The sequence below is a fragment of the Rathayibacter sp. AY1F2 genome, assembly GCF_002930885.1.
Classification (GTDB): Bacteria; Actinomycetota; Actinomycetes; order Actinomycetales; family Microbacteriaceae; genus Rathayibacter.
On the sequence record NZ_PSVG01000002.1, the window covers coordinates 243,433 to 264,172 of the forward strand.

The following is a 20,740-nucleotide window of genomic DNA, read 5'->3' on the forward strand; positions in this document are numbered from 1 at the left end:
CGGCGAGTCGCGTGCCGGAGCGGCATCTCGCGGGGAGGGGTCGGGCATCTCGCGGAGACCAGCGTCGCGGGGACAGGGTCAGGGGGAGGCGGGTGCGGGGTCAGGGGGCCGCGGGTGCGAAGACGAGGGTGGTGCCGCGGCGGGTGGCGAGGACGCCGGGGAGGTCGACGCCCTTCTGGCCGTGCCAGTCGGTGACCAGCGCGGCGACCGCCAGCGTCTGCGAGCGCGAGAGCGCGACTCCGAACTCGTTCGCCACGACCAGGCGGATGATCCGCTGCCGCAGCGCCGGCGGGTCCGCGGCGAGCCCGCGCGCGTCGACCGTGACGTGCCCCGCCTCGTCCTGGCCCACCAGCTCGAGCGCCCAGTCGAGGGCGAGCGCGTCGAGCGCGTCCCCGTCCTCCCGCAGCTGCTCGGCCGTGCGCGCCAGGGCCTGCGCCACTCCCGGCCCGAGCTCGTCCTCCAGCACGGGCAGCACGCGGTTCCGCACCCGGACCCGCGAGTAGCGGGGGTCGTCGTTGTGCGGGTCGTCCCACGGCACGAGCCCCTGGTCGGAGCAGGCGAGACGGGTCGTCTCGCGGCGCAGGCCCAGAATCGGCCGACGCAGCGGCCCGCTCACCGGCGCCATCCCGTGCAGCGAGGCCGCACCGGCTCCTCGTGCCAGGCCCAGCAGCACCGTCTCGGCCTGGTCGTCGAGGGTGTGGCCCAGGAGGATCGCGGCGGCGCCCGTCGCGGTCAGCGCGTCGTCGAAGGCGCGGTAGCGCGCGCTGCGGGCGGCCGCCTCCGGACCGCCCTCGGCGGACACCGTCACCACCTCGCGCAGCACCGGCGCGAGCCCCAGCCCGTGCGCCTGCTCCGCGGCCCGCCGCGCGACCTCCGCCGACGCCTCCTGCAGCCCGTGGTCGACGATCACCGCGCCGGCCCGCCTCCCGCCCCGCGGGGCCTCGAAGGCGACCGCCGCCGCGAGCGCGAGCGAGTCCGCTCCCCCGCTCAGCGCGACCAGCACGAGCGCTCCGGGGTCGAGCCCGTCGAGGCTCTCGCGCACCGCCCGCCGCAGATCGGCGACAGCGGGGGTCAGGCGGGGGCGATCGGGCACATCAAGTAACGTAATGCCAGCGATCCGCCCCTCCCGCGCGCGCACCCGCGCGAGCGTTCCGGAGGCCGATCCGTCCGCCGATGCGCCGCTCACGGCGCCACCGACTCAAGGAGAGAGCATGGCCGCATACGACGTCGTCGTCGAGATCCCCAAGGGGAGCCGCAACAAGTACGAGGTCGACCACGAGACCGGTCGCGTCTACCTCGACCGCGTGCTCTTCACCTCCTTCGTCTACCCGACGGACTACGGGTACTTCGAGAACACCCTCGGCCTCGACGGCGACCCCGTCGACGCGCTGGTGCTGCTCGAGTACCCCGTCTTCCCGGGCGTGGGCGTCTCCGTCCGCCCGGTCGGCGTGCTCAACATGAGCGACGAGGCCGGCTCCGACGCGAAGGTGATCGTGGTCCCCGCGAAGGACCCGCGCTGGCAGCACATCCAGGACATCGGCGACGTCCCGGAGCAGACGAAGAACGAGATCAAGCACTTCTTCGAGCGCTACAAGGACCTCGAGCCCGGCAAGTGGGTCAAGGTCGACGCGTGGGGCGACGCCGCCGAGGCGGAGCAGATCGTCCAGGACGGCATCAAGAAGCTGGCCGAAGAGGGTCACTGACCCCTCGCACCAACGAAGGAACCCCCTCCCGTCGTCTCGACAGGAGGGGGTTCTCTCGTTGCGCGGTGCGGCCGCGGCTCAGGCGGCCGGGCGGCCGACCATGCCGGCGGGCGTGCCCCAGGTGTTCCAGATGCGCACGGGCTTGCCGTAGTCGGCGGCCTCGATGATCTGGTTGTTCCCGAGGTAGATGGCCACGTGGTAGTAGTCCCCGCCGCCGCCCCAGAAGATCAGGTCGCCGCGCTGGCGCTGGCTGTAGGGGACGAGCTTGCCGGCGCCGGCCATGGTGTTGTACTGGTTCGTCGCCGAGTGGGTGCCGATGTAGATGCCCGAGGACGCGTACGAGGCCTTGGTGAGGCCCGAGCAGTCCCACTGGTCCGGACCCATGCCGCCGAGGACGTACTCCTCGCCGAGCTGCGCCATCGCGTACGAGATCGCGTTCTCGACGGCGCCGCTGGTCGGCACCAGGACCGGAGCGGTCACCGGCTGCGGGAGCGGCTGAGCCGCCGGCTGGGCGACCGGCTGAGCAGCGGGCTGGGCCGGAGCAGGAGCGGGCTGCTGCTGCGCGGGCTGCGGCGCGGCGGGCTGCGGGAGGGACGCGGTCTGACGCGACGGGGCGGCGGTGTCGGCCTGCGCCGAGGACTGCTGCTGGGCGGAGCGGGCGGTGGACTGCGCCTGAGCGGCGGCCTCCGCCTCGGCCTGCGCCTGAGCGGCGGCCTCGTCGGCCTGGCGCTTCTGCTCGCCCGCGAGGTACTGGGTTTCGGCCTCGACCGAGGAGTCCTTCAGCAGCGCGAGCTGGGCGACCAGCTCCTGCGACTTCTCCTCCTGCGCCGAGAGCGACGCGCGGGCCGACTCGGCGGCGGCGTCGGCGTCCTTGCGGGCGGCGTCGGCCTCGTCCGAGAGCGCCTGGTGCTCGGTGACGGCGCGGTCGGCCTGGTCGCCGAGCGACTCCGCGTTCTGCTTGTCGGCGAGGGCGTCGGCGTAGACCTTCTGCGACTGCTCCGAGAGCTGCGACATCGCGCCGAGCTGGTAGAGCAGGTCGCCCGCGTCCTTGCCCTTGGCCACGAGGCTGGCGGAGAGGTCGCCGCCGGCGGCGCGAGAGAGGTGCGCGGCCAGCAGGCCGGCGCGCATCTTCGAGGTCTGGGCCTTGGCGGAGGCGGTGGTCGCCTTCTCCTCGAGGTCGACGACGGCCTTCGCTGCGGCGTCGAGCGCCTCCTTGGCCTGGCGCCAGGCCTCGGCCTTCTTCATCGCGGTGATCGACTTCTCGTCGACCGCGGTCTGCAGGCTCGCGATGAGGCCGGTGATCGAGTCGATCTCGGCCTGCTTGCTCGCCTCGTCCTTCTTGGCGTTCTGCACGTCGTCCCACGAGGGGTACTTCGCGTCGTCGGCGAGGGCCGGGGTGATGCCGAGGGACGCGGTGACCGCCGTGACCGCGAAGGCGGCGGAGATGACGAGCGGGAGGCGGCCCTTCCAGGCGCGCTCCCGGGGTGCCGGGGTGAAGGTGCGTGCGGTCGTCTGTGCGTCAGCCAAGGGTGACTCCTCGTTGGGCCATGAAAGGTTGGGCGTCGACGGCGGAGCCGTTGACGCGGGTCTCGAAGTGCAGGTGGCAGCCGGTGGACGCGCCGGTCGAGCCGACGGCGGCGATCTGCTCGCCCGCCTGGACCTGCTGGCCGACGCGGACGTAGATCCCGCCGGACATGATGTGGGCGTAGCCGGTGCTGATGCCGCTGCCGTGGTCGATCAGCACCCAGTTGCCGTAGGTGCCGTTGGGGCCCGCGTAGGAGACGGTGCCGCTGTGCGCCGCGAAGATCGGGATGCCGCAGCCGCCCGCGAGGTCGGTGCCGCGATGGTACGAGCCGGAGGATCCTCCGCCGGTCGAGATGCTGTCGCGCGGGCCGAAGGTGCCGGTGACGCGGCCCCCGGCGGGGCGGACCCAGCCGGAGTCGCTGACGGCGCTGGAGCCGCCGCCGCCCGAGGGGGCGACGTACCCGCCGCCACCGCCACCGCTTCCGCCGCTGGACGCGGCTGCGGCCCGGGCGGCCTCGCGGCGCGCGGCCTCGGCCTGGGCGGCGGCCTGACGGGCGGCCTCCTCCTCGGCGAGCTTCCGGAGGCGCTCGGCCTCGCGGGCGGCGACGCCGGCCTCGTACTCGGCCACGGTCTTCGACTCGGTGTCGCGGAGCGCGGCGAGCTGCTGCTCGAGCACGACGCTCTGCTCCTGCTGCTCGGCGAGCGCGGCCTCGGACGCCTCCTGAGCGGCGGTCGCCTCGGCCAGCTTCTGCTCGGCGGCGACGCGGAGGCGCTCGCGCTCCGTCTGCGCGACCTCGGCCTGGTCGGCGAGGGACGACGCGGTGTTGCGGGCGGTGCTGGCCTGCTCGTAGATCGCGGAGGAGCGCTCGACCAGCTTGGTCATGCTCCCGATCTTCGACAGCAGCTGGTCGGCCTGGCCGGCCTTCTGGTCGAGGAAGATGTTGACGGACAGGTCGGTGCCGGTGCTGCGGTAGAGCTGCGCGGCGAGGAGGCCCGCCTGCTGCGAGGCCTTGTCGGCCTCCTCGGCGCTGGCGGCGGCCCGGTCCTCGAGCTTCTTCGACTGGTCCGAGGCCTCGTCGAACGCCTGCTGAGCGGCGAAGTGCTCGTCGCCGCGCTGCTGCGCGAGCTGCTGAGCGGAGGCGACCTCGCTCTGGAGGTCGCCGATCAGGGACGTGATCCGGTCGACCTGAGCGGCCGCGGCGGCGGTGTCGCCCTTCGCCGCCTCGACGTCGGCCCACGACGGGTACTCGACCGCCTGGGCGGGAGTGGCGACGAGCAGGCCGGCGACGAGCGCGACGACGGCGGAGGCCAGGGCAGCACCTCGGAGTCGCCCGAGTCGCGGCGCGCCGGGGAGGCGAGCGGAACGCGGACGGCGCAGGGAGTGGGGCATGGGACCTCGGGGATAGGGGGCCCTCCCTCCGCGGCGGTGCGGCTCCGGCGCGCGGGTGGGGGGAAGAGCGATTCCGCCCCACCCTAACCGCGGCCCTGCCCGATCTCCTAGACCCGGGTCAACCCCGGACGGGGTGCACGCCGCCTGCGGAACCGTCGATTTTGCATCCTGCGCCGCGGCCCCCTATGCTTGCGTGTCGGTAGTCATGGGGGGTCGGCCGCAGGGTCGCCCCGCGAGTCTCCGGCCCCATCGTTTAGTGGCCTAGGACACCGCCCTTTCACGGCGGCAGCACGGGTTCGAATCCCGTTGGGGTCACGGATGGGTCGGTACTACCAGCACCACCAGAAGTACCAGCACCACCGGAAAGTGCGCCGGCTCGAGAGGGTCGGGGCGTGAAAATAGAACAGCCTCGAAGGCAGTATGCTTGTCTTCGCAACGAGGCCCTGTAGCGCAGTTGGTTAGCGTGCCGCCCTGTCACGGCGGAGGTCGCGGGTTCAAGTCCCGTCAGGGTCGCAAAGAGGCCCTTCCGAGAGGAAGGGCCTTTTTCAGGAGATCACCTCTCCAGCGACATCACGTCGCAACGGCTCTGTAGCTCAGTTGGTAGAGCGCACGACTGAAAATCGTGAGGTCACGGGATCGACGCCCGTCGGAGCCACTGGAACCCTCGCCTAGCTTCTACATGGCGGGGGTTTCTTCGTACCCGGAGGTCCCCGCCGCCGCGATTTGCCGCACATCCCTCCCGTTCCGGCCCGCGCCGAGCAGTGACTGCGGCCCGGATCCCGTCCAGGCGGTCTGCGTAGGCTGGCCCGGCCATGCAACCCGACGCCTTCCCGCCGCCCGATCCCGCGACGCTCGCGCCCGACTCCGCTGCGACGACGTCGTGGCCGGCCGAGCCCCTCCCCTCGGTCCACGCGCCCTACTCCTCCCTCCTCTACCTGCCCGATCCTCGGGTCCGCTGGGGCCTGCCGACCGCCGTGCTCACGATCGTCGGGATCGTCCTGCCGCTGGCCGTGCTCATCCTGCTGTTCGGGTTCGGCGTGCTCCCCTACTCCGCCGGACTCGCCTTCGCGGGGGCGCTCGCGAGCTACCTCGTCGCGCTGATCGTGCCGTTCGCGGCGTCTCGGCTGCGCGGGCTGGGCACGATGGCGGCCGACTTCGGGCTGCGGTTCCGCTGGATCGACGTGCCCATCGGGATCGGGCTCGGCATCGCGGTGCGCGTCGTGATCCTGTTCGTGCTCGCCGCGTTCGCTCCGCTCCTCCAGGACGCGCAGGGGAACCTCGACATCGACCCCGATCCGCTGTGGTTCGTGCTGAGCTCGGTCCTCATCCCCGTCGTCGTCGCGCCGCTGGTCGAGGAGGTCCTCTGCCGCGGCGTCGTGATGCGCGCGGTGCGGAACCGGATGCTCCGGGGCTCCGCGGAGTCGGCGCCGCCCACCCGCGGCCGCCGCGTCTGGGCGATGGTGTTCAGCATCCTGGCGTCCACGGCGGTCTTCGCCCTGCTGCACGGGCACCAGATGGTGAACCCGGCGACGATCGTGACGCTCGGCGTGACGACGGTCACCGCGGGACTCGCGCACGGCTGGATCGCGACGACCACCGGGCGGCTCGGAGCGGCGATCGTCTCGCACGCGACGCTGAACGGCTCCGCGGTGCTGCTGCTGGCGCTGCTGCCGCTGCTGACTCCGTAGGGGGATCTCGAGAGGCCCGCTGCGCGGGGTGCTCGATCGGCAGGAGTCGGGGCGGCCCGATCGGGGGCGTGGGGCGGCGCGTCAGACGTCGTAGGTGCGCGCCCCGGGCAGCGGGCCGCGGACCTGGCGGTGGAGGCGCTCCATGTCGGCGTCGAGGGTGGCGGCGGTGCGGGCCGCGTCGGCGAGGCCGTCGAGGAGCTCCTGCGGGACCTGGCGGTCGTACTTGTAGTAGATCTTGTGCTCCAGGCTCGCCCAGAAGTCCATCGCGATGGTCCGGAACTGCACCTCGACGCAGACGTCGACCGATCCGCCGGAGAGGAACACGGGCACCTCGACGATCGCGTGCAGGCTCTTGTAGCCGTTCTCCTTCGGCTCGGCGATGTAGTCCTTCACCTCGAGCACCGTCACGTCGGACTGCGAGGTGAGCAGGTCGAAGACGCGGTAGACGTCCGAGACGAAGCTGCAGGTGATCCGCACGCCGGCGATGTCGGTGATCGCGTCGGCGATGCCCTCGAAGGTCGTCTCGCAGCCCTTGCGCTCGATCTTCTCGATCAGGCTGTCGGCCGACTTGAGCCGGCTCGTGACGTGCTCGATCGGGTTGTACTCCTGCAGCTCGCGGAACTCCTCCTGCAGGATCGACACCTTCGTGACGATCTCGTCCATCCCGAACTTGTACTGGAGCATGAAGCGCGCGAAGTCGTCGCGCAGGGCGCGGATCTCGGCGACGGTGGTGGCGTCGAGCGCTTCGGCGACGGCATCCGTCAGCGGAGGGACGGCGTGCGCGGGTTCGGGGATGCGGGATTCCACAGTCGGACACCCTACGCGCGGAGTCGTTCGAGACCGGTGGGAGGCGCCCGGCCTAGCCTGGGAGCGTGATCACCGAGCCCCGCCCGCTGCGCTTCTGCGCGTTCGTCATGAACACCGCCTCCCACATCCAGCACGGCCTCTGGCGCCACCCCGACGCCCGGCAGCACGAGTTCGACGACGTGCAGCTCTGGATCGACCTCGCCCGGACGCTGGAGCGCGGCCGCTTCGACGCGATGTTCTTCGCCGACGTGGCGGGGCTCTACGGTCCGGCGGACGGCGACTGGGACGTCAACGCCCGCGAGGGGCTGCAGCTGCCCAGCAACGACCCGTCGGTGCTGCTCTCGGCCCTGGCGGTGAGCACCGAGCACCTCGGCTTCGCGTTCACGAGCTCGGTGCTGCAGTCGCATCCGTTCGACTTCGCCCGGAAGGTCTCGACCCTCGACCACCTCTCGAAGGGGCGGATCGCCTGGAACATCGTCACCAGCGCCCTCGACGGCGCGGCCCGCAACTTCGGCTACGACCGGCTCGAGGAGCACGACGAGCGCTACGCCTGGGCGCAGGAGTACCTCGACGTGGTCTACAAGCTGTGGGAGGGCTCGTGGGACGACGGCGCGCTCCTGCGCGACAAGAGCGGCTCCTTCGCCGACCCGGCGCGCATCCACCGCATCGACCACGTCGGGAAGCGCTACCGCGTGCAGGGGCCGCACCTCTCGGCTCCGTCGCCCCAGCGCACGCCCGTGCTCTTCCAGGCCGGCTCCTCCCCCGCGGGCCGGCGCTTCGCCGCGCGGAACGCGGAGGCGCAGTTCGTGTTCTCGGGGTCGCCGGAGAAGACCCGCGAGCTGATCGAGGACACGCGGGCCCTCGCCGCGGCGGCCGGTCGCGGAGCGGGTGCGCCCTCCTTCTACCTGGGGCTCTCCTTCATCACCGGCGACACGGAGGAGGAGGCGCGACGCGCTGAGCGCGAGATCGACGAGTACCTCTCCTCCGACGCCTTTCTCGTGCACTCGAACCTCGGCTTCGACCCGGCGACGGGCGAGAAGCTCGACCCCGACCTGCCGCTCTCGGCGATCGAGACCTACGCCGGCCAGAGCCACCTGCAGTGGATCCGGGACGCCTCCCCCGACCGCGAGCCGACCGTCCGCGACCTGGCCCGGCTCTCGGCGAAGCTGCGCGGACGGGTCGTCGGCACTCCCGAGCAGATCGCCGACCACCTGGCGGGCTGGCGCGACGCGGGGATCGACGGGATCAACGTCGTCAACTGGATCCTGCCCGGCAGCTACGAGGAGTTCGTCGACCGGGTGATGCCGGTGCTCCAGGAGCGGGGCCTCGCGCAGACCGAGTACGCCGAGGGGACGCTGCGCCGCAAGCTGTTCGGGACGGACGAGCTGCCGGCGACGCACCCGGCGCGGGCGTACCGCGGGGCGTTCGCGGGCTGAGCCCTCGCGGGCCGGGCTCTGCGCGTCCACTGCCCCTGCACCGGCTGCCCGCCCCGCCCCGCGCTCTCCGCCGAGCGGGGGACGCGAGGTCGGGCGCGGCTCCGTAGCGTCGAGGGATGATCCAGACCTGGGGAGTCCTGACCGCGCTGTACGGAGTCGTCGTGACGGCGGTCGCGGTGCTCGCGATCGTGCTGCTGGTGCTGCTGTGCCGCCTGGTGCTCGCCGCGCGCGAGAACCTGCAGGCCTCGACGCGGCTGCGCGAGCTGCAGATCGAGCGGATGCTGCTCGAGGACGAGTAGCGGGCCGCGCGTCGCCGGCCGCGACCAGGTCTCCTCAGCGAGGAGCACTCGCGGCCGACGACGCGCGGGCCGGTCAGGGCAGAGCGGGTCGCGCCTCAGGGCGGGGCGCCCGCGGGATGAGCAGGCCGAGGGCGACGGCGACCAGCGCTCCGATCGCGCCGATCACGAACGTGGTCTCGAAGCCCTGCGAGCTCGGCAGCTGCACGTCGCCGACGGACACGGTCAGCTGCGCGAGCACGCCCGCGGTCACGGCGGAGGAGAGCGTCGTGCCGAGGGTGCGCATCAGCGAGTTCAGCCCGTTCGCGGCGGCGGTCTCCGAGGCGGGGACGGCGTGCATGATGAGCGTCGGCATCGCGGCGTAGGCGAGGCCCAGGCCGACGCCGATGAGGGCGTTGATCACCAGGATCTGCCACACCTCGCCGCCGAACGGGAGGATCAGCAGGTACGAGACCGCGATCAGCCCGGAGCCGGCGATCAGCACGAGCCGCGGCCCGGACTGCGCCGAGAGGCGGGCGGCGAGCGGGGACGTCGCCATCATCGCCAGGCCCGAGGGGGCGAGCACGAGGCTCGCCACGATCAGGCTCAGGCCGAAGCCGACGCCCGACGCGGCGGGCAGCTCGAGGCGCTGCGGCAGGGTGATCTGGGCGCCGAAGAACGCGAAGCCGACCGCCACCGAGGCGAGGTTGGTGAAGAGCACGGCGGGGCGGGCGGCCACCCGGAGGTCGACGAGCGGGCTCTCCTGCCGCAGCTCGTACCAGCCCCAGAGGAGCAGGACGGCGATGCCGCCGAGGCCGGAGCCCAGGATCGCGGGGCTCGTCCAGCCGGAGTCGTTGCCGCGCGAGACGGCGATCAGCACGCCGCTCAGTCCGAGGGCGAGGCCGATCGTGCCGACCACGTCGAAGGTGCCGGGCGAGCGCAGCGTCGACACCGGTACGACCAGGAGGACGAGGACGATGTCGAGGACGCCGAGGCCCGCGGACATCCAGAACAGGACGTGCCAGTCGGTGTTCTGCGCGATGAGGGCGCTGAGCGGCAGGCCGAGCGCGCCGCCGATGCCGAGGGTCGCGCTGACCAGGGCGATCGCACCGGGGAGCCGGTCGCGGTGGAGGGTGTCGCGGAGGATCGAGATGCCGAGCGGGATGACGCCCATCACCGCGCCCTGGAGGGCCCGGCCCACGACCAGCGTCCACACGTCCCCCGCGAAGGCGCACACGATCGAGCCGATCACGAGCACGACCAGCGCGGCCACGGCCATCCGCCGCTTGCCGTAGAGGTCGCCGAGGCGGCCGGAGACCGGGGTGAGGATGCAGGCGCTGAGCAGCGTCGCGGTGATCACCCACGCGGTCTCGGTGCGGTCGGCGCCGAGCAGCGTCGGCAGCTCGGACTGGATCGGGACGACCAGCGTCTGCATGAAGGAGGCGCTCATCCCCGCGAAGGCGAGGACGGCGGTGATGAGGCGCGGGTCCGGCGAGCGGGTCAGGGAGCGTCTGTCGGAGTCGGGCACGGCTGTCCTTCGTGTCGGCGGCGGACGCGCACCCGGACCGCGGCGGCGGGCGGGCCGTCGTCGGCGGGATCGTATCGCTCGGCTCTGCTTTCGACCGGCTCGGGGCTCAACGGCGCGGGGCGCCGCTTTGTTCCCTCCTTCTCCTTCCCGCGCGCGTCGGGCAGGACGAGGATGGGCGGATGATCGACATCGAGAGCTGGATCGCCCGCTACGAGAAGGCTTGGGCCACGGACGACGCGGCCGATGTGGCCGCACTGTTCACCGAGGACGCCGAGTACTTCACGGCGCCGCACCGCGACGCGATCACTCCGCGCGACGCGATCGTGGAGTGGTGGCTGGCGGAGGAGGAGCCCGCCGACCCGACGTTCGCGTGGGGCCTGGTCGCGCTGACGGAGGAGACCGCCGTGGTGGAGGCGCGCACCGTCTATCCGGGCGACCGCACCTACCTGAACCTCTGGGTCATCCGCTTCGCCCCTGACGGGCGGGCGCGCTCGTTCACCGAGTGGTACATGGAGGAGCCGGCCGACTCCGTGTCCTGACCCGCGCGGGTCCTCATCGAGCGGCGAGGAGCGCTCAGCGGCGCCGGGTCAGAGCTGCGCGGCGGCGAAGGTGTCGCAGTCGATGGCGTCGCCCTCGAAGCCGGCCTGGAACCAGCGCTGGCGCTGCTCGGCCGAGCCGTGCGTCCACCCCTCCGGATCGACGGTGCCGGTGGCCTGCTCCTGGATGCGGTCGTCGCCGACGGCGGCCGCGGCGCCGAGCGCGTCCTGGTACTCCTGCGCCGTCACCGGCTTGAGGTAGGGCGTGCCGGTCTCGTCGGGCACCGTCGAGGCGTCGCCCACCCAGGCTCCGGCGAAGCAGTCGGCCTGCAGCTCGAGGCGCACCGAGTCCGACTCGGGGCCGGTGCCGGAGCGGTCCGCCGACTCCATCGCGCCGGTCAGGTTCTGGATGTGGTGGCCCCACTCGTGGGCGAGGATGTACATCTGCGCGAGCGATCCGCCCGAGGTGTCGAACCGGGTGCGCAGCTCGTCGAAGAAGTCGGTGTCGAGGTAGATCGTCCGATCCGGCGGGCAGTAGAACGGGCCGACCGCGGCGGTCGCGCTCCCGCAGCCGGTGGTGGTGCTGTCCTCGAACAGGTCGACGCCGGTCGGGGTCGTGTAGGCGACTCCGAGGGTCGGAGTCTGCTCGCCCCAGTAGCGGTCGAGCGACTCAGCCGCACCCTCGAGGCGGCAGTCGACCTGCGTGTTCGCGTCGGCGCCGCTGTCGCAGGCCACCGCGGTGGAGGTGACGCCCTCCGGCGAGGACCCGCCTCCGCCGAACACCTCGCCGAGGCCCGAGAGGTTCACGCCGAGCAGCTGCGAGAGCAGCGCGAGCACGACCACGCCCACCGCGCCCCCGCCGACGGCGATGCCGGTGGTGCGGCCGCGACGGCGGACCTTGCCGCCGCTGAGCTGGGAGTCGTCGTTGAAGGTCATGCCGACGAAGCTAGCGCTCCGCGGACGGGCTCCGCTCGGGCTTGCGGTCAGCCCCAGCGCGACTCGCTGGCCGAGCGGATGATCTCGAGCAGCGCCTCGCGCAGGGGGCCGTGCTCGAGCGAGCCCGGGAACATGTCGACCTCGAGGCGGTGCGCCCGGCGCCAGGCCTCGCTGCCCACGTCGGTGAGCGCGACGAGCTGCCGGCGGCGGTCCGACGGATCCGTGGTGCGCGAGACGTGGCCCTCGCGCTCGAGGCGCTCGATGGTGCGCGACATGGTCTGCACCTCGACGTGGGCCGCGGCGGCCAGCTCCTTCTGCGCGACGGGACCCGCCTGCAGGAGGTGCAGCACGATCAGGCCGGCGTGGGTGAGGCCGATCTCGGCGAGGGCGCCGTGCCAGGCGTGCTCGACCATCCGGGAGGCGGTGGAGAGCAGCCGGCCGGTGGGCCAGTCCTCCATCCCGGAGGCGTCGTCCGCGCGCATCTGATCAGGGTAGACCCGCTCCCGGGACACGACGGCACCGGGCGCGGGACGCTCAGGCACGGGCGCCCGGGCATCCCGGCCGCGAGGCGCGGACCGCCCCGCCCGTCAGGACGCGAAGCGGTCCGTCGCCTCGATCAGCGCGTCGAGGATCCCCGGCTCGTCGAAGGCGTGGCCCGCGTCGGCGATCATCCGGAAGTCGGCCTCGGGCCAGGCCCGGTGCAGGTCCCAGGCCGTGAAGGCCGGGGTGCACATGTCGTAGCGGCCCTGCACGATGACGGCCGGGATGTCGCGGAGGACGCCGGCGTCGCGGATCAGCTGCCCCTCCTCCAACCAGCCCCTGTGCACGAAGAAGTGGTTCTCGATGCGGGCGAAGGCGAGCGCGAAGACGGGATCGGACCAGTCCGCGATCAGCTCCGGCTTCTGCAGGAGGGTGATGGTCGACGCCTCCCAGGTGGTCCAGGCGACACCGGCGGGGCCGTGCACGGCGGGGTCCGCGTCGTGGAGCAGGCGGTAGTACGCCTCGATGAGGCTGCCCCGCTCGCCGGCCGGGACGACGGAGGTGTAGCCCTCCCAGAGGTCCGGGTAGACCGCGGCGGCGCCGCCCTCGTAGAACCACTCGAGCTCGGCGCGGCGGAGGGTGAAGATCCCGCGGAGGACGATCTCGCTGACCCGCTCGGGGTGGGTCTCGGCGTAGGCGAGGGCGAGGGTCGAGCCCCAGGAGCCGCCGAGCACGAGCCAGCGCTCGACGCCGAGGTGCTCGCGGAGGCGCTCGATGTCGGCGACCAGGTACCAGGTGGTGTTGGTCGAGAGGTCGGCCTCCGGCTCGCCGGCGTGCGGGGTGGAGCGGCCGCACATCCGCTGGTCGAACAGCACGATGCGGTACTTCTCGGGGTCGAACAGCCGCCGGTGGGCGGGCGAGGTGCCGGCTCCGGGGCCGCCGTGCAGGAACACGACGGGCTTGCCCTCGGGGTTGCCCGAGACCTCCCAGTAGAGCGAGTGGCCGTCGCCGACGTCGAGCATGCCGGAGTCGTGGGGCTCGATCTCGGGGTACAGAGTGCGCATGGCCCGCACCCTACCGACTGTCAGGGTCGCGGTCCGCGAGGCGGGCGGCCCCGCACCGGAGAGGGCGGGAGCGCCCGCGTCCACCCGGCGCACCCGCCTCCCGCGGTCGTTACTGTGGAGCGGACCTGCACGCCCCCGTCGAAGGAGCCCCCATGCCCACCACTGTGCGCGGCGTCATCGCCCGGTCGAAGGGCGCTCCCGTGGAGCTCGTCGACATCGTCGTCCCCGACCCGGGCCCGGGCGAGGCCGTGGTCGACATCGAGACCTGCGGTGTCTGCCACACCGACTTCCACTACCGCGAGGGCGGGATCAGCGACGACTTCCCCTTCCTCCTCGGTCACGAGGCGGCCGGACGGGTCAGCGCGATCGGAGAGGGAGTCACCCATGTCGCGGTCGGCGACTTCGTGGTCCTCAACTGGCGCGCGGTCTGCGGCGAGTGCCGGGCCTGCACCCGGGCCGAGCCCTGGTACTGCTTCGACACCTTCAACGCGACTCAGCGGATGACCCTGGAGGACGGCACCGAGCTCAGCCCCGCCCTCGGGATCGGCGCCTTCGCCGAGAAGACCCTCGTGCACGCGAAGCAGTGCACGAAGGTCGATCCGGAGGCGGACCCCGCCGCGGTGGGCCTGCTCGGCTGCGGGATCATGGCCGGCCTCGGCGCGGCGATGAACACCGGGAACGTGACGCGCGGCGACTCCGTCGCGGTCATCGGCTGCGGAGGAGTCGGCACGGCCGCCGTGGTCGGCGCCGCTCTCGCGGGCGCCGGCACGGTCATCGCGATCGACCGGGACCCCAAGAAGCTGGTCGCGGCCGAGAAGCTCGGCGCCACGCACGTCATCGACTCCAGCGGCCTCGACGAGGCGGGCGTCGTCGCGGCGGTGCAGGCCCTGACGAACGGCTTCGGAGCGGACGTCGTCATCGACGCCGTGGGCCGCCCCGAGACCTGGCGCCAGGCGTTCTACGCCCGCGACCTCGCGGGGACCGTGGTGCTGGTCGGGGTGCCGACTCCCGAGATGACGCTCGAGATCCCCCTGCTCGACGTCTTCGGCCGCGGCGGCTCGCTGAAGTCGAGCTGGTACGGCGACTGCCTGCCGGAGAGGGACTTCCCGATGCTGACCGGCCTCTACCTCCAGGGCCGCCTGCCCCTGGACGAGTTCGTGAGCGAGCGGATCGGGATCGAGGACATCGAGGAGGCCTTCGCCACGATGGCCGGCGGCGACGTGCTCCGCTCGGTGGTGGTGCTCTGATGGGCGCGCGGATCGAGCAGCTCGTCACGAGCGGCACCTTCAGCCTCGACGGCGGCACCTGGGACGTCGACAACAACGTCTGGATCGTCGGCGACGACTCCGAGTGCGTCGTCATCGACGCCGCCCACGACGCGGACGCGATCCTCGCGGCCGTCGGCGAGCGCCGACTCCTCGCCGTGCTGCTGACCCACGGGCACGACGACCACCTCGACGCGGTCGAGGGAGTCCGCGCTGCGACCGGCGCCCCGGTGCTGCTCCACGAGGCCGACCGGATGCTGTGGGACGCCGTGCACCCCGGTACGGCCCCGAGCGGCGCCCTGGTCGACGGGCGGATCGTGCCCGTCGCCGGCGTCGAGCTCGAGGTGCGGCACACCCCGGGCCACACCCCCGGCGCCGTCTGCTTCGTCGCCGAGGCGCTCGGCACGGTGTTCACCGGCGACACGCTCTTCCAGGGCGGGCCGGGGGCCACCGGCCGCTCGTACAGCGACTTCCCGACGATCATCGACTCGATCACGGAGCGCCTGCTGACGCTGCCCGCCGCGACGGTGGTCCGGACCGGCCACGGCGACTCGACGACGATCGGAGCGGAGGCGCCGCACCGCGAGGAGTGGATCGCGCGCGGGCACTGACCGGGCGGGGCGGGGGCGGGGGCGGGCGCGGAGCTGTCGGTCCGCCCGCTACGGCTTTCTGCGTGAAAGGGCCGACCGACGGGTGTGGGAATTTCGCAACTGTCGGTCGTGCTCCCTTGTTACCGTGAACAATCGCCGGTACCGTGCGAAGACCACACCGCAGGCGGGATCCCCCGTCCGCCCACCGGTTCGCTGCAGAACCCGAGAGGACACGTCGACGATGACGTCACGACCCCCGGGCGGAGGCAGGCCCTCGCGCCTGCTCGCCGCCACCCTCGCCGCATCCGCGACGATCGCCCTCGCCGCCGGCGCCGCCGTGCCGGTCGCCGTCGCCGCGACAGCGGCGACCACTCCCGCGCAGAGCCTGCTCGCGGACTTCACCTTCGACACCGCCCCGAGCGGAGGCGCCTTCACCGACAGATCGACCCGCGCCGCCGTGAAGGGCACGCCGACCCTCGTCGCCGGCCGCACCGGGCAGGGCAGCGCCGTCTCGCTGTCGTCCTCGTTCTGGCTCGACCTCACCGCGACCGACGGGCAGCCGCTGCTGAAGGGTCGCGACTCCGTCACTCTGTCGTACGACTCCAAGCCCGCCGCCGCGGACAACGTCGGCTGGTCGGTCTTCGCCGCTCGCTCGGCCGCGACCCAGGACTACGCCCAGGAGAAGTACGTCGGCGTCCTCGACAGGACGAACGGCATCACCGTCGAGCGGTACGCCAACAGCGGCGCCCGCGACTCCTCGGGCAACCTCACCGGCCCGAGCAGCACGGAGTGGAAGCACGTCGATCTCGTGCTGAGCGCCGGCACCGCCCGCCTCTACGTCGACGCGAAGCCCGTCGCCGTCACGACGGCCGGCCCCTCGCTCGCGACGGTCCTCGGATCGACCGGCGGAGTCCTGCAGATCGGCAAGGCCAACTGGGGCGGCGGGGAGTACTTCACCGGACTCCTCGACAATCTGCGCGTCTACGACCGCGCCCTGACCGGGGCCGAGCTGGGCGCGACGAGCAGCACCGTGGCGACCGACCTGCGCGCCGCCCTCGACGTCCCCACGACCGTGCTCGGCGACCTGCCCGCGCAGGTCCTCGGGAACACCGTGACGTGGACCGCCTCCGGCGCCGGCGCCGCGCGCGTCTCCTCCACCGGCGCCGTGAACCTCTCGGGCCTCACCGCTCCCGTCGCCGTCCGCCTCCAGGCAGCCGTCGCCGGGCAGACCTACGCGTGGGACAGCACCCTCGCCGTGCCCGGCGGGCGCATCGCCACCTCCGTCAAGACCGTCACCACGACGAACGGAGTGAAGGACGACCCGCTGGCGTACAACGACGACCGCCGCGCGGACTCGCTCTTCACGGCCGCACTGCCCGCCGGCGCGACCACCTGGGAGCCGCTGAACCGCTCGCAGTCGATCCTCTCCGTCCTCAAGGACGGCGATCAGGCGCAGCGCCCGAACGCCCAGATGGGCTCGCCGCTGCTGTTCCGCTCGAAGGACGGCTCGCTCGGCGCGGTCTCGTCGCAGAACAACGCCACGGACTCCGTCTACCTCTGGAGCTCCGCCGACGGCCGCACGTTCCGCGACCAGCGCGTCCTCCGGGTCGCGCCGGGCTCGGTCGTGACCGACCCGCGGATCGTCTTCGACTCCGCCCTCGGCGTCTACAAGCTGTTCTGGACCGATCTGCTCACCACCGAGGGCCGCGTGACGCTGTTCACGGACCTCGCCTCCGGCACCGCTCCCGGAGCGACCACCCGCGCCGACGCCCGCGTCCCCGGTGTCCAGGGCTCGGGTCTCCCTGCCGGGTTCACCCAGGGCCAGGCCGGCGAGACGGCGCTGACCTCGACCGAGTTCAGCACGTTCTACCGCGAGTACGTCGACCTGAAGAACACCGGTGTGAAGTCGCTCAGCGGCTCCGTCGACTCCGGCGCCGGATCCGCTGCGATCGCCGCAGCGCTCCCGGGGCAGGCCGTGATGGAGTACAACGACGGCTCGACCAAGTCGCTCAACGTCGACTGGCAGGACGATCTGACCACCGCCGTCGACACCTCGCGTCCCGGGACCTACCGGGTCACCGGCTCCGTCCAGCAGGACCCCGAGGCGATGGTCAACGAGGCCCGCGCGGATCCGCACGTCTTCTTCAACGAGGACGACGGCTACTACTACCTCACGGGCTCGCACTACGGTCAGGACTCGCTCGGCCCGATCGAGGAGAGCTCCAGCTACCGCAAGATCGGCCTCAAGCGCTCGAAGACCATCGCCGGTCTCGACTCCGCTCCCGAGCAGATCGTGATCGACCCCGACGCCGGCACGCCCGGTCGCCAGAGCCAGTACCCGAACACCTTCTACGGCTGGGGCGGATACATCTGGGCGCAGGAGTTCCACAAGATCAACGGCACCTGGTGGATCGTCGCCGGCATGAACAAGGGCTACGCGCCTGTGGGCGGCTGGTGCGACAACACCGTCCTGATCCCCTACACCGGGACCGACGCCTCGATCGCCGAGGGCGGATTCCTCGACCAGACGAAGTGGGGCGAGCCGGTCGTCCTCGAGGGCGCGGCCTTCGACGTCAGCTACATCGACCGCCAGGAGAACGGCGCCACCCAGGGCTACTGGGTCCTGCCCAACGGCAACACGCTCTCCCTCGCCAAGGCGACGATGGGGCCCAAGGGCACCGTCCCGCTGGTCACCGGTGCGGTCACCCGCATCTACGGCGAGAGCCAGCCGTGGGAGTCGGGCAAGCGCTCGCCGACCCCGTCCGACACCACCGAGGGCAACGACCAGGGCGTCGTCGAGGCGCCGTTCATCGTGTCCAAGGGAGGACGCATGTACCTCACCTACTCGGGCGGAACGGTCGACAAGTACTACTCGCTCGGCCTGCTCACGGCCGACGCGAGTGCCGACCTCCTCAATCCCGCGACGTGGACGCAGACCGCGTTCCCCGTGCTGGACACCGAGGACACCTACCTGGGCCGCCTCGGCGCGGACGAGACGCAGTACTTCTCGCGCCAGCAGGCCGGCACCGGGCACAACTCGTTCGTCGAGGACGAGTCGGGCAACCTGCTCCTCGCCTACCACGCCCGCCCCTACCCGGACCCGCACACGGCGACCGACCCGCAGAACGCGGGCGGCCTGTTCGACTCGGACCGCAACACCTGGTTCAAGGGCGTGAACATCCGCGCGAGCGGCCGGCTCGACCTCTCGCTCTCGAAGGAGCAGGAGGTGGCCTCGGCCAACCGCACCGTCACGGCGACGATCACCGTGAAGGCGCCGGCTGTGCCCGTCACCGCCACTGCAGCGGCTCGCTGCGTCGCGGGCAAGGTGGTGGTCACGCTGACCACCGTCAACAAGGCCGCGTCGACCGCAGACCTCCGCTGGAACACCCTGTGGGGCGCGAAGACCCAGCAGATCGACGCGGGCCGGACCGCCTCGCTGGCCGTGACCACGCGGGCCGCCTCGGTCACCGCCGGCACCGTCCAGGGGGTCGCCACCGTCGGCAGCGCCTCCGCTCCCGTGAGCGCCGCCTACCCGGCGCTCCGCTGCGGCTGACCTGACCGGGTCCTCCGACCGACGACGCCCGGCCGCCCCTCACCTGAGGGCGGCCGGGCGTCGTCGTTCCGGTCTGCGATGATGTGCCGGGCGACCGGGTCGCGACCCTCGATGATCTCGGCGGTGCAGCCGGCATCGCGGGAGAGGACCCACCGGATGACGCGGCCGCGTCGGACGACCGGACCGTTGCGATCCACGAACGACTCCCCATCGAGGGGAGGTCGTCGGTCGGCGACGTACGGGGTGTCGTGAGTCGGACGGGAAGAGGCGAGCCGGTCTGCCGCTGCTGCACGAACCGGCCCGCCCCTTCGGCATCGTCTCAGTGGACGAGGGCGGCCTCCGCCTCGTCCCAGGCGGGGTTCAGATCTTCCTTCTTCCCTCGGATGAGGAGGAATCCGGTGAGAGAGGCGGCGACCATGGTCACTGCTGCGGCCAGGAACCCGGCCTTGTAGCCGTCGGTGAATGCGGTGAGCTCGGCCGTTCCGGACGCGATGGCGGAGTCCGCGGTGCTCGCGTAGAACACGGTGAACACCGCGAGACCGATGGACCCGCCGATGTGGAAGACGGAGTTGACGACGGCGGAGGCCACTCCGGCGTCCTCGTTCTCGACCCCGAGAAGGGCGAGGTTCTGGACGGGCACGAAGAGCATGGAGAGTCCGATTCCGAGCACGACCAGGGCGGGCAGGACCTGGAGGAAGTAGTTTCCGTCCGGGGTGATGCCGAGGAGCAGGAAGAGCCCTGCTGCCGAGACGAGCGGCCCGACGATCATCAGGGGTCGGGGGCCGAACGTGTTGAGGATCTTCGTGGTGACGGGCGAGAACGCCATGATCGCGACGGTCATGGCGAGGTTCGCGAGCCCTGCCATCAGCGGTCCCATTCCGAGCACGATCTGGAAGTAGAACGCGAGATAGAGGATGGCCCCGATCATCACGGCGCCATTGGCGGCCTGGATCAGGATCGCGCCGCCTCGCACACGACGCAGGATGACGCGCAGGGGCAGCAACGGCTGGTCGACCTTGCGTTCGATGAGCACGAAGACGGTCAGCAGGACGATGCCGAGTGCGAGGAAGGCGACGGTGTCGATCGCGCCCCATCCGTGCTCGGCTCGGGTGAACCCGTAGACGATCGCGCCCAGTCCCAGGGTCACGGTGACGGTTCCCCAGACGTCGTAGCGGTTGTCTCCTTCTGCTTTGCTCTCGCGAAGCACGAGAGCCCCGCCGACGAGGCCGAAGGCGACGAAGATGAGGTTGACGAAGAGGCACCAGCGCCAGTCGGTGAATTCGGTGAGCACGCCGCCCAGGATCAGGCCGATGGCGGCTCCGGATCCGGCGACCGTGCCGAAGACGGCGAAGGCGAGATTGCGCTCCTTGCCGTGGGTGAACGTGACGGTGAGCATGGCGAGCGCGGCGGGGGCGAGCAGCGCCGCGAAGGCGCCCTGGACGCCGCGAGCGATGACGAGTTCCATGCCGCTCTGCGACAGTCCGGCCCAGAGCGAGGCCGCTCCGAAGCCGATCATTCCGACCATGAAGGTGCGCTTGCGGCCCCAGTAATCGGCGATCCGACCGCCCAGAAGGAGAAGTGCTCCGAAGGCGAGGGCGTAGGCGGTGACGACCCACTGGCGCAGGCTGTCACTCATCCCGAGATCCACTTGGGCCTGAGGCAGGGCGATGGTGACGATCATCGTGTCGAGGACGACGACGAGCTGGGTCATGGCGAGAACGGCGAGCGCCCACCAGCGGGCGTTCGGCTTGTCCGCGATTCTGGACATGAAGAAACCTCCAGGCTTCTGAGGAATGAAGTTGCTGGAGGTTTTCAGCCTCGGATCCCGCACCGGCAGTGCATCTGACCGCCCGCAGCTCCGAAGCTGGGCAGGCGATCACGGTACCATAACTTTACAATCATGAATGTACTGTATCTCCCTGATTCATCGATCGCGACAGCCATCCCTCCGGGTGCAGTCCGTCG

The 20,740-nt window shown here is 71.9% G+C and carries 17 protein-coding genes and 3 tRNA genes; 11 read left to right on the forward strand and 9 right to left on the reverse strand.

The window, feature by feature from the left end; translation table 11 throughout:
* Window positions 1–100: 100 nt before the first annotated feature.
* Complete coding sequence (gene tilS, locus C5C54_RS02880) at window positions 101–1,093, reverse strand: tRNA lysidine(34) synthetase TilS (RefSeq protein WP_104272967.1); 993 nt, start codon at window positions 1,091–1,093, stop codon at window positions 101–103.
* Window positions 1,094–1,211: 118 nt separating this feature from the next.
* On the opposite strand from tilS, the gene ppa reads away from it, so the two are divergent.
* Complete coding sequence (gene ppa / locus C5C54_RS02885) at window positions 1,212–1,703, forward strand: inorganic diphosphatase (protein ID WP_068255683.1); 492 nt, start codon at window positions 1,212–1,214, stop codon at window positions 1,701–1,703.
* A gap of 78 nt (window positions 1,704–1,781) precedes the next feature.
* Here the strand turns inward: ppa and C5C54_RS02890 are convergent, their stop codons facing one another.
* Together C5C54_RS02890 and C5C54_RS02895 are read right to left on the reverse strand one after the other, a co-directional pair.
* Window positions 1,782–3,230, reverse strand: coding sequence for an NlpC/P60 family protein (locus tag C5C54_RS02890; RefSeq protein WP_258063191.1), 1,449 nt, complete (start codon window positions 3,228–3,230; stop codon window positions 1,782–1,784).
* Window positions 3,223–4,617 carry a peptidoglycan DD-metalloendopeptidase family protein gene (locus C5C54_RS02895; protein WP_104287744.1) on the reverse strand — a complete coding sequence of 465 codons (1,395 nt, stop codon included), beginning with the start codon at window positions 4,615–4,617 and terminating at the stop codon, window positions 3,223–3,225. The genes C5C54_RS02890 and C5C54_RS02895 overlap by 8 nt, the downstream gene beginning before the upstream one ends.
* Before the next feature lie 242 nt (window positions 4,618–4,859).
* Between C5C54_RS02895 and C5C54_RS02900 the strand changes: the two genes are divergently transcribed.
* From C5C54_RS02900 to C5C54_RS02915, 4 genes are all read left to right on the forward strand, one after another.
* Window positions 4,860–4,932 (forward strand) — tRNA-Glu (locus tag C5C54_RS02900).
* Between the two features lie 124 nt (window positions 4,933–5,056).
* Window positions 5,057–5,130 (forward strand) — tRNA-Asp (locus tag C5C54_RS02905).
* A 69-nt stretch (window positions 5,131–5,199) separates the two neighbouring features.
* Window positions 5,200–5,272 (forward strand) — tRNA-Phe (locus C5C54_RS02910).
* Window positions 5,273–5,429: 157 nt separating this feature from the next.
* Window positions 5,430–6,305 carry a CPBP family intramembrane glutamic endopeptidase gene (locus C5C54_RS02915; protein ID WP_104287745.1) on the forward strand — a complete coding sequence of 292 codons (876 nt, stop codon included), beginning with the start codon at window positions 5,430–5,432 and terminating at the stop codon, window positions 6,303–6,305.
* A gap of 81 nt (window positions 6,306–6,386) precedes the next feature.
* Here C5C54_RS02915 and C5C54_RS02920 read toward each other — a convergent pair whose 3' ends face one another.
* Entirely contained in the window at window positions 6,387–6,989 is a 603-nt protein-coding gene (locus C5C54_RS02920; protein ID WP_104234325.1) for a GTP pyrophosphokinase family protein, read from the reverse strand.
* A 230-nt stretch (window positions 6,990–7,219) separates the two neighbouring features.
* On the opposite strand from C5C54_RS02920, the gene C5C54_RS02925 reads away from it, so the two are divergent.
* Together C5C54_RS02925 and C5C54_RS02930 are read left to right on the forward strand one after the other, a co-directional pair.
* Window positions 7,220–8,548, forward strand: a complete 1,329-nt coding sequence (locus C5C54_RS02925; RefSeq protein WP_374953130.1) for an NtaA/DmoA family FMN-dependent monooxygenase — start codon at window positions 7,220–7,222, stop codon at window positions 8,546–8,548.
* 116 nt (window positions 8,549–8,664) lie between these two features.
* Entirely contained in the window at window positions 8,665–8,847 is a 183-nt protein-coding gene (locus tag C5C54_RS02930; protein WP_104224402.1) for a hypothetical protein, read from the forward strand.
* Window positions 8,848–8,920: 73 nt separating this feature from the next.
* On the opposite strand, the gene C5C54_RS02935 is transcribed toward C5C54_RS02930, so the two are convergent.
* A complete protein-coding gene (locus C5C54_RS02935) occupies window positions 8,921–10,351 on the reverse strand; it encodes an MFS transporter (protein ID WP_244230520.1) in 1,431 nt (476 codons plus the stop codon).
* Between the two features lie 179 nt (window positions 10,352–10,530).
* Between C5C54_RS02935 and C5C54_RS02940 the strand changes: the two genes are divergently transcribed.
* A complete protein-coding gene (locus tag C5C54_RS02940; RefSeq protein ID WP_104247847.1) occupies window positions 10,531–10,890 on the forward strand; it encodes a nuclear transport factor 2 family protein in 360 nt (119 codons plus the stop codon).
* A gap of 48 nt (window positions 10,891–10,938) precedes the next feature.
* Here the strand turns inward: C5C54_RS02940 and C5C54_RS02945 are convergent, their stop codons facing one another.
* The 3 genes from C5C54_RS02945 to pip all read right to left on the reverse strand — a co-directional run bounded on the left by C5C54_RS02945 (window position 10,939) and on the right by pip (window position 13,367).
* Window positions 10,939–11,823, reverse strand: a complete 885-nt coding sequence (locus tag C5C54_RS02945) for a neutral zinc metallopeptidase (protein ID WP_104247848.1) — start codon at window positions 11,821–11,823, stop codon at window positions 10,939–10,941.
* A 47-nt stretch (window positions 11,824–11,870) separates the two neighbouring features.
* Window positions 11,871–12,305 carry a MarR family winged helix-turn-helix transcriptional regulator gene (locus C5C54_RS02950; protein WP_104247849.1) on the reverse strand — a complete coding sequence of 145 codons (435 nt, stop codon included), beginning with the start codon at window positions 12,303–12,305 and terminating at the stop codon, window positions 11,871–11,873.
* Window positions 12,306–12,410: 105 nt separating this feature from the next.
* Window positions 12,411–13,367, reverse strand: coding sequence for a prolyl aminopeptidase (gene pip / locus C5C54_RS02955; protein WP_104226020.1), 957 nt, complete (start codon window positions 13,365–13,367; stop codon window positions 12,411–12,413).
* A gap of 152 nt (window positions 13,368–13,519) precedes the next feature.
* Between pip and C5C54_RS02960 the strand changes: the two genes are divergently transcribed.
* The 3 genes from C5C54_RS02960 to C5C54_RS02970 all read left to right on the forward strand — a co-directional run bounded on the left by C5C54_RS02960 (window position 13,520) and on the right by C5C54_RS02970 (window position 18,775).
* Entirely contained in the window at window positions 13,520–14,614 is a 1,095-nt protein-coding gene (locus C5C54_RS02960; RefSeq protein WP_104226021.1) for an S-(hydroxymethyl)mycothiol dehydrogenase, read from the forward strand.
* On the forward strand, window positions 14,614–15,243 hold the full coding sequence (locus C5C54_RS02965) for an MBL fold metallo-hydrolase (RefSeq protein WP_104224396.1): 630 nt from the start codon (window positions 14,614–14,616) through the stop codon (window positions 15,241–15,243). The genes C5C54_RS02960 and C5C54_RS02965 overlap by 1 nt, the downstream gene beginning before the upstream one ends.
* Window positions 15,244–15,463: 220 nt before the next feature.
* A complete protein-coding gene (locus tag C5C54_RS02970) occupies window positions 15,464–18,775 on the forward strand; it encodes a family 43 glycosylhydrolase (protein ID WP_104287746.1) in 3,312 nt (1,103 codons plus the stop codon).
* Between the two features lie 319 nt (window positions 18,776–19,094).
* Here the strand turns inward: C5C54_RS02970 and C5C54_RS02980 are convergent, their stop codons facing one another.
* A complete protein-coding gene (locus C5C54_RS02980; RefSeq protein ID WP_104287748.1) occupies window positions 19,095–20,543 on the reverse strand; it encodes an MFS transporter in 1,449 nt (482 codons plus the stop codon).
* Window positions 20,544–20,740 lie beyond the last annotated feature (197 nt).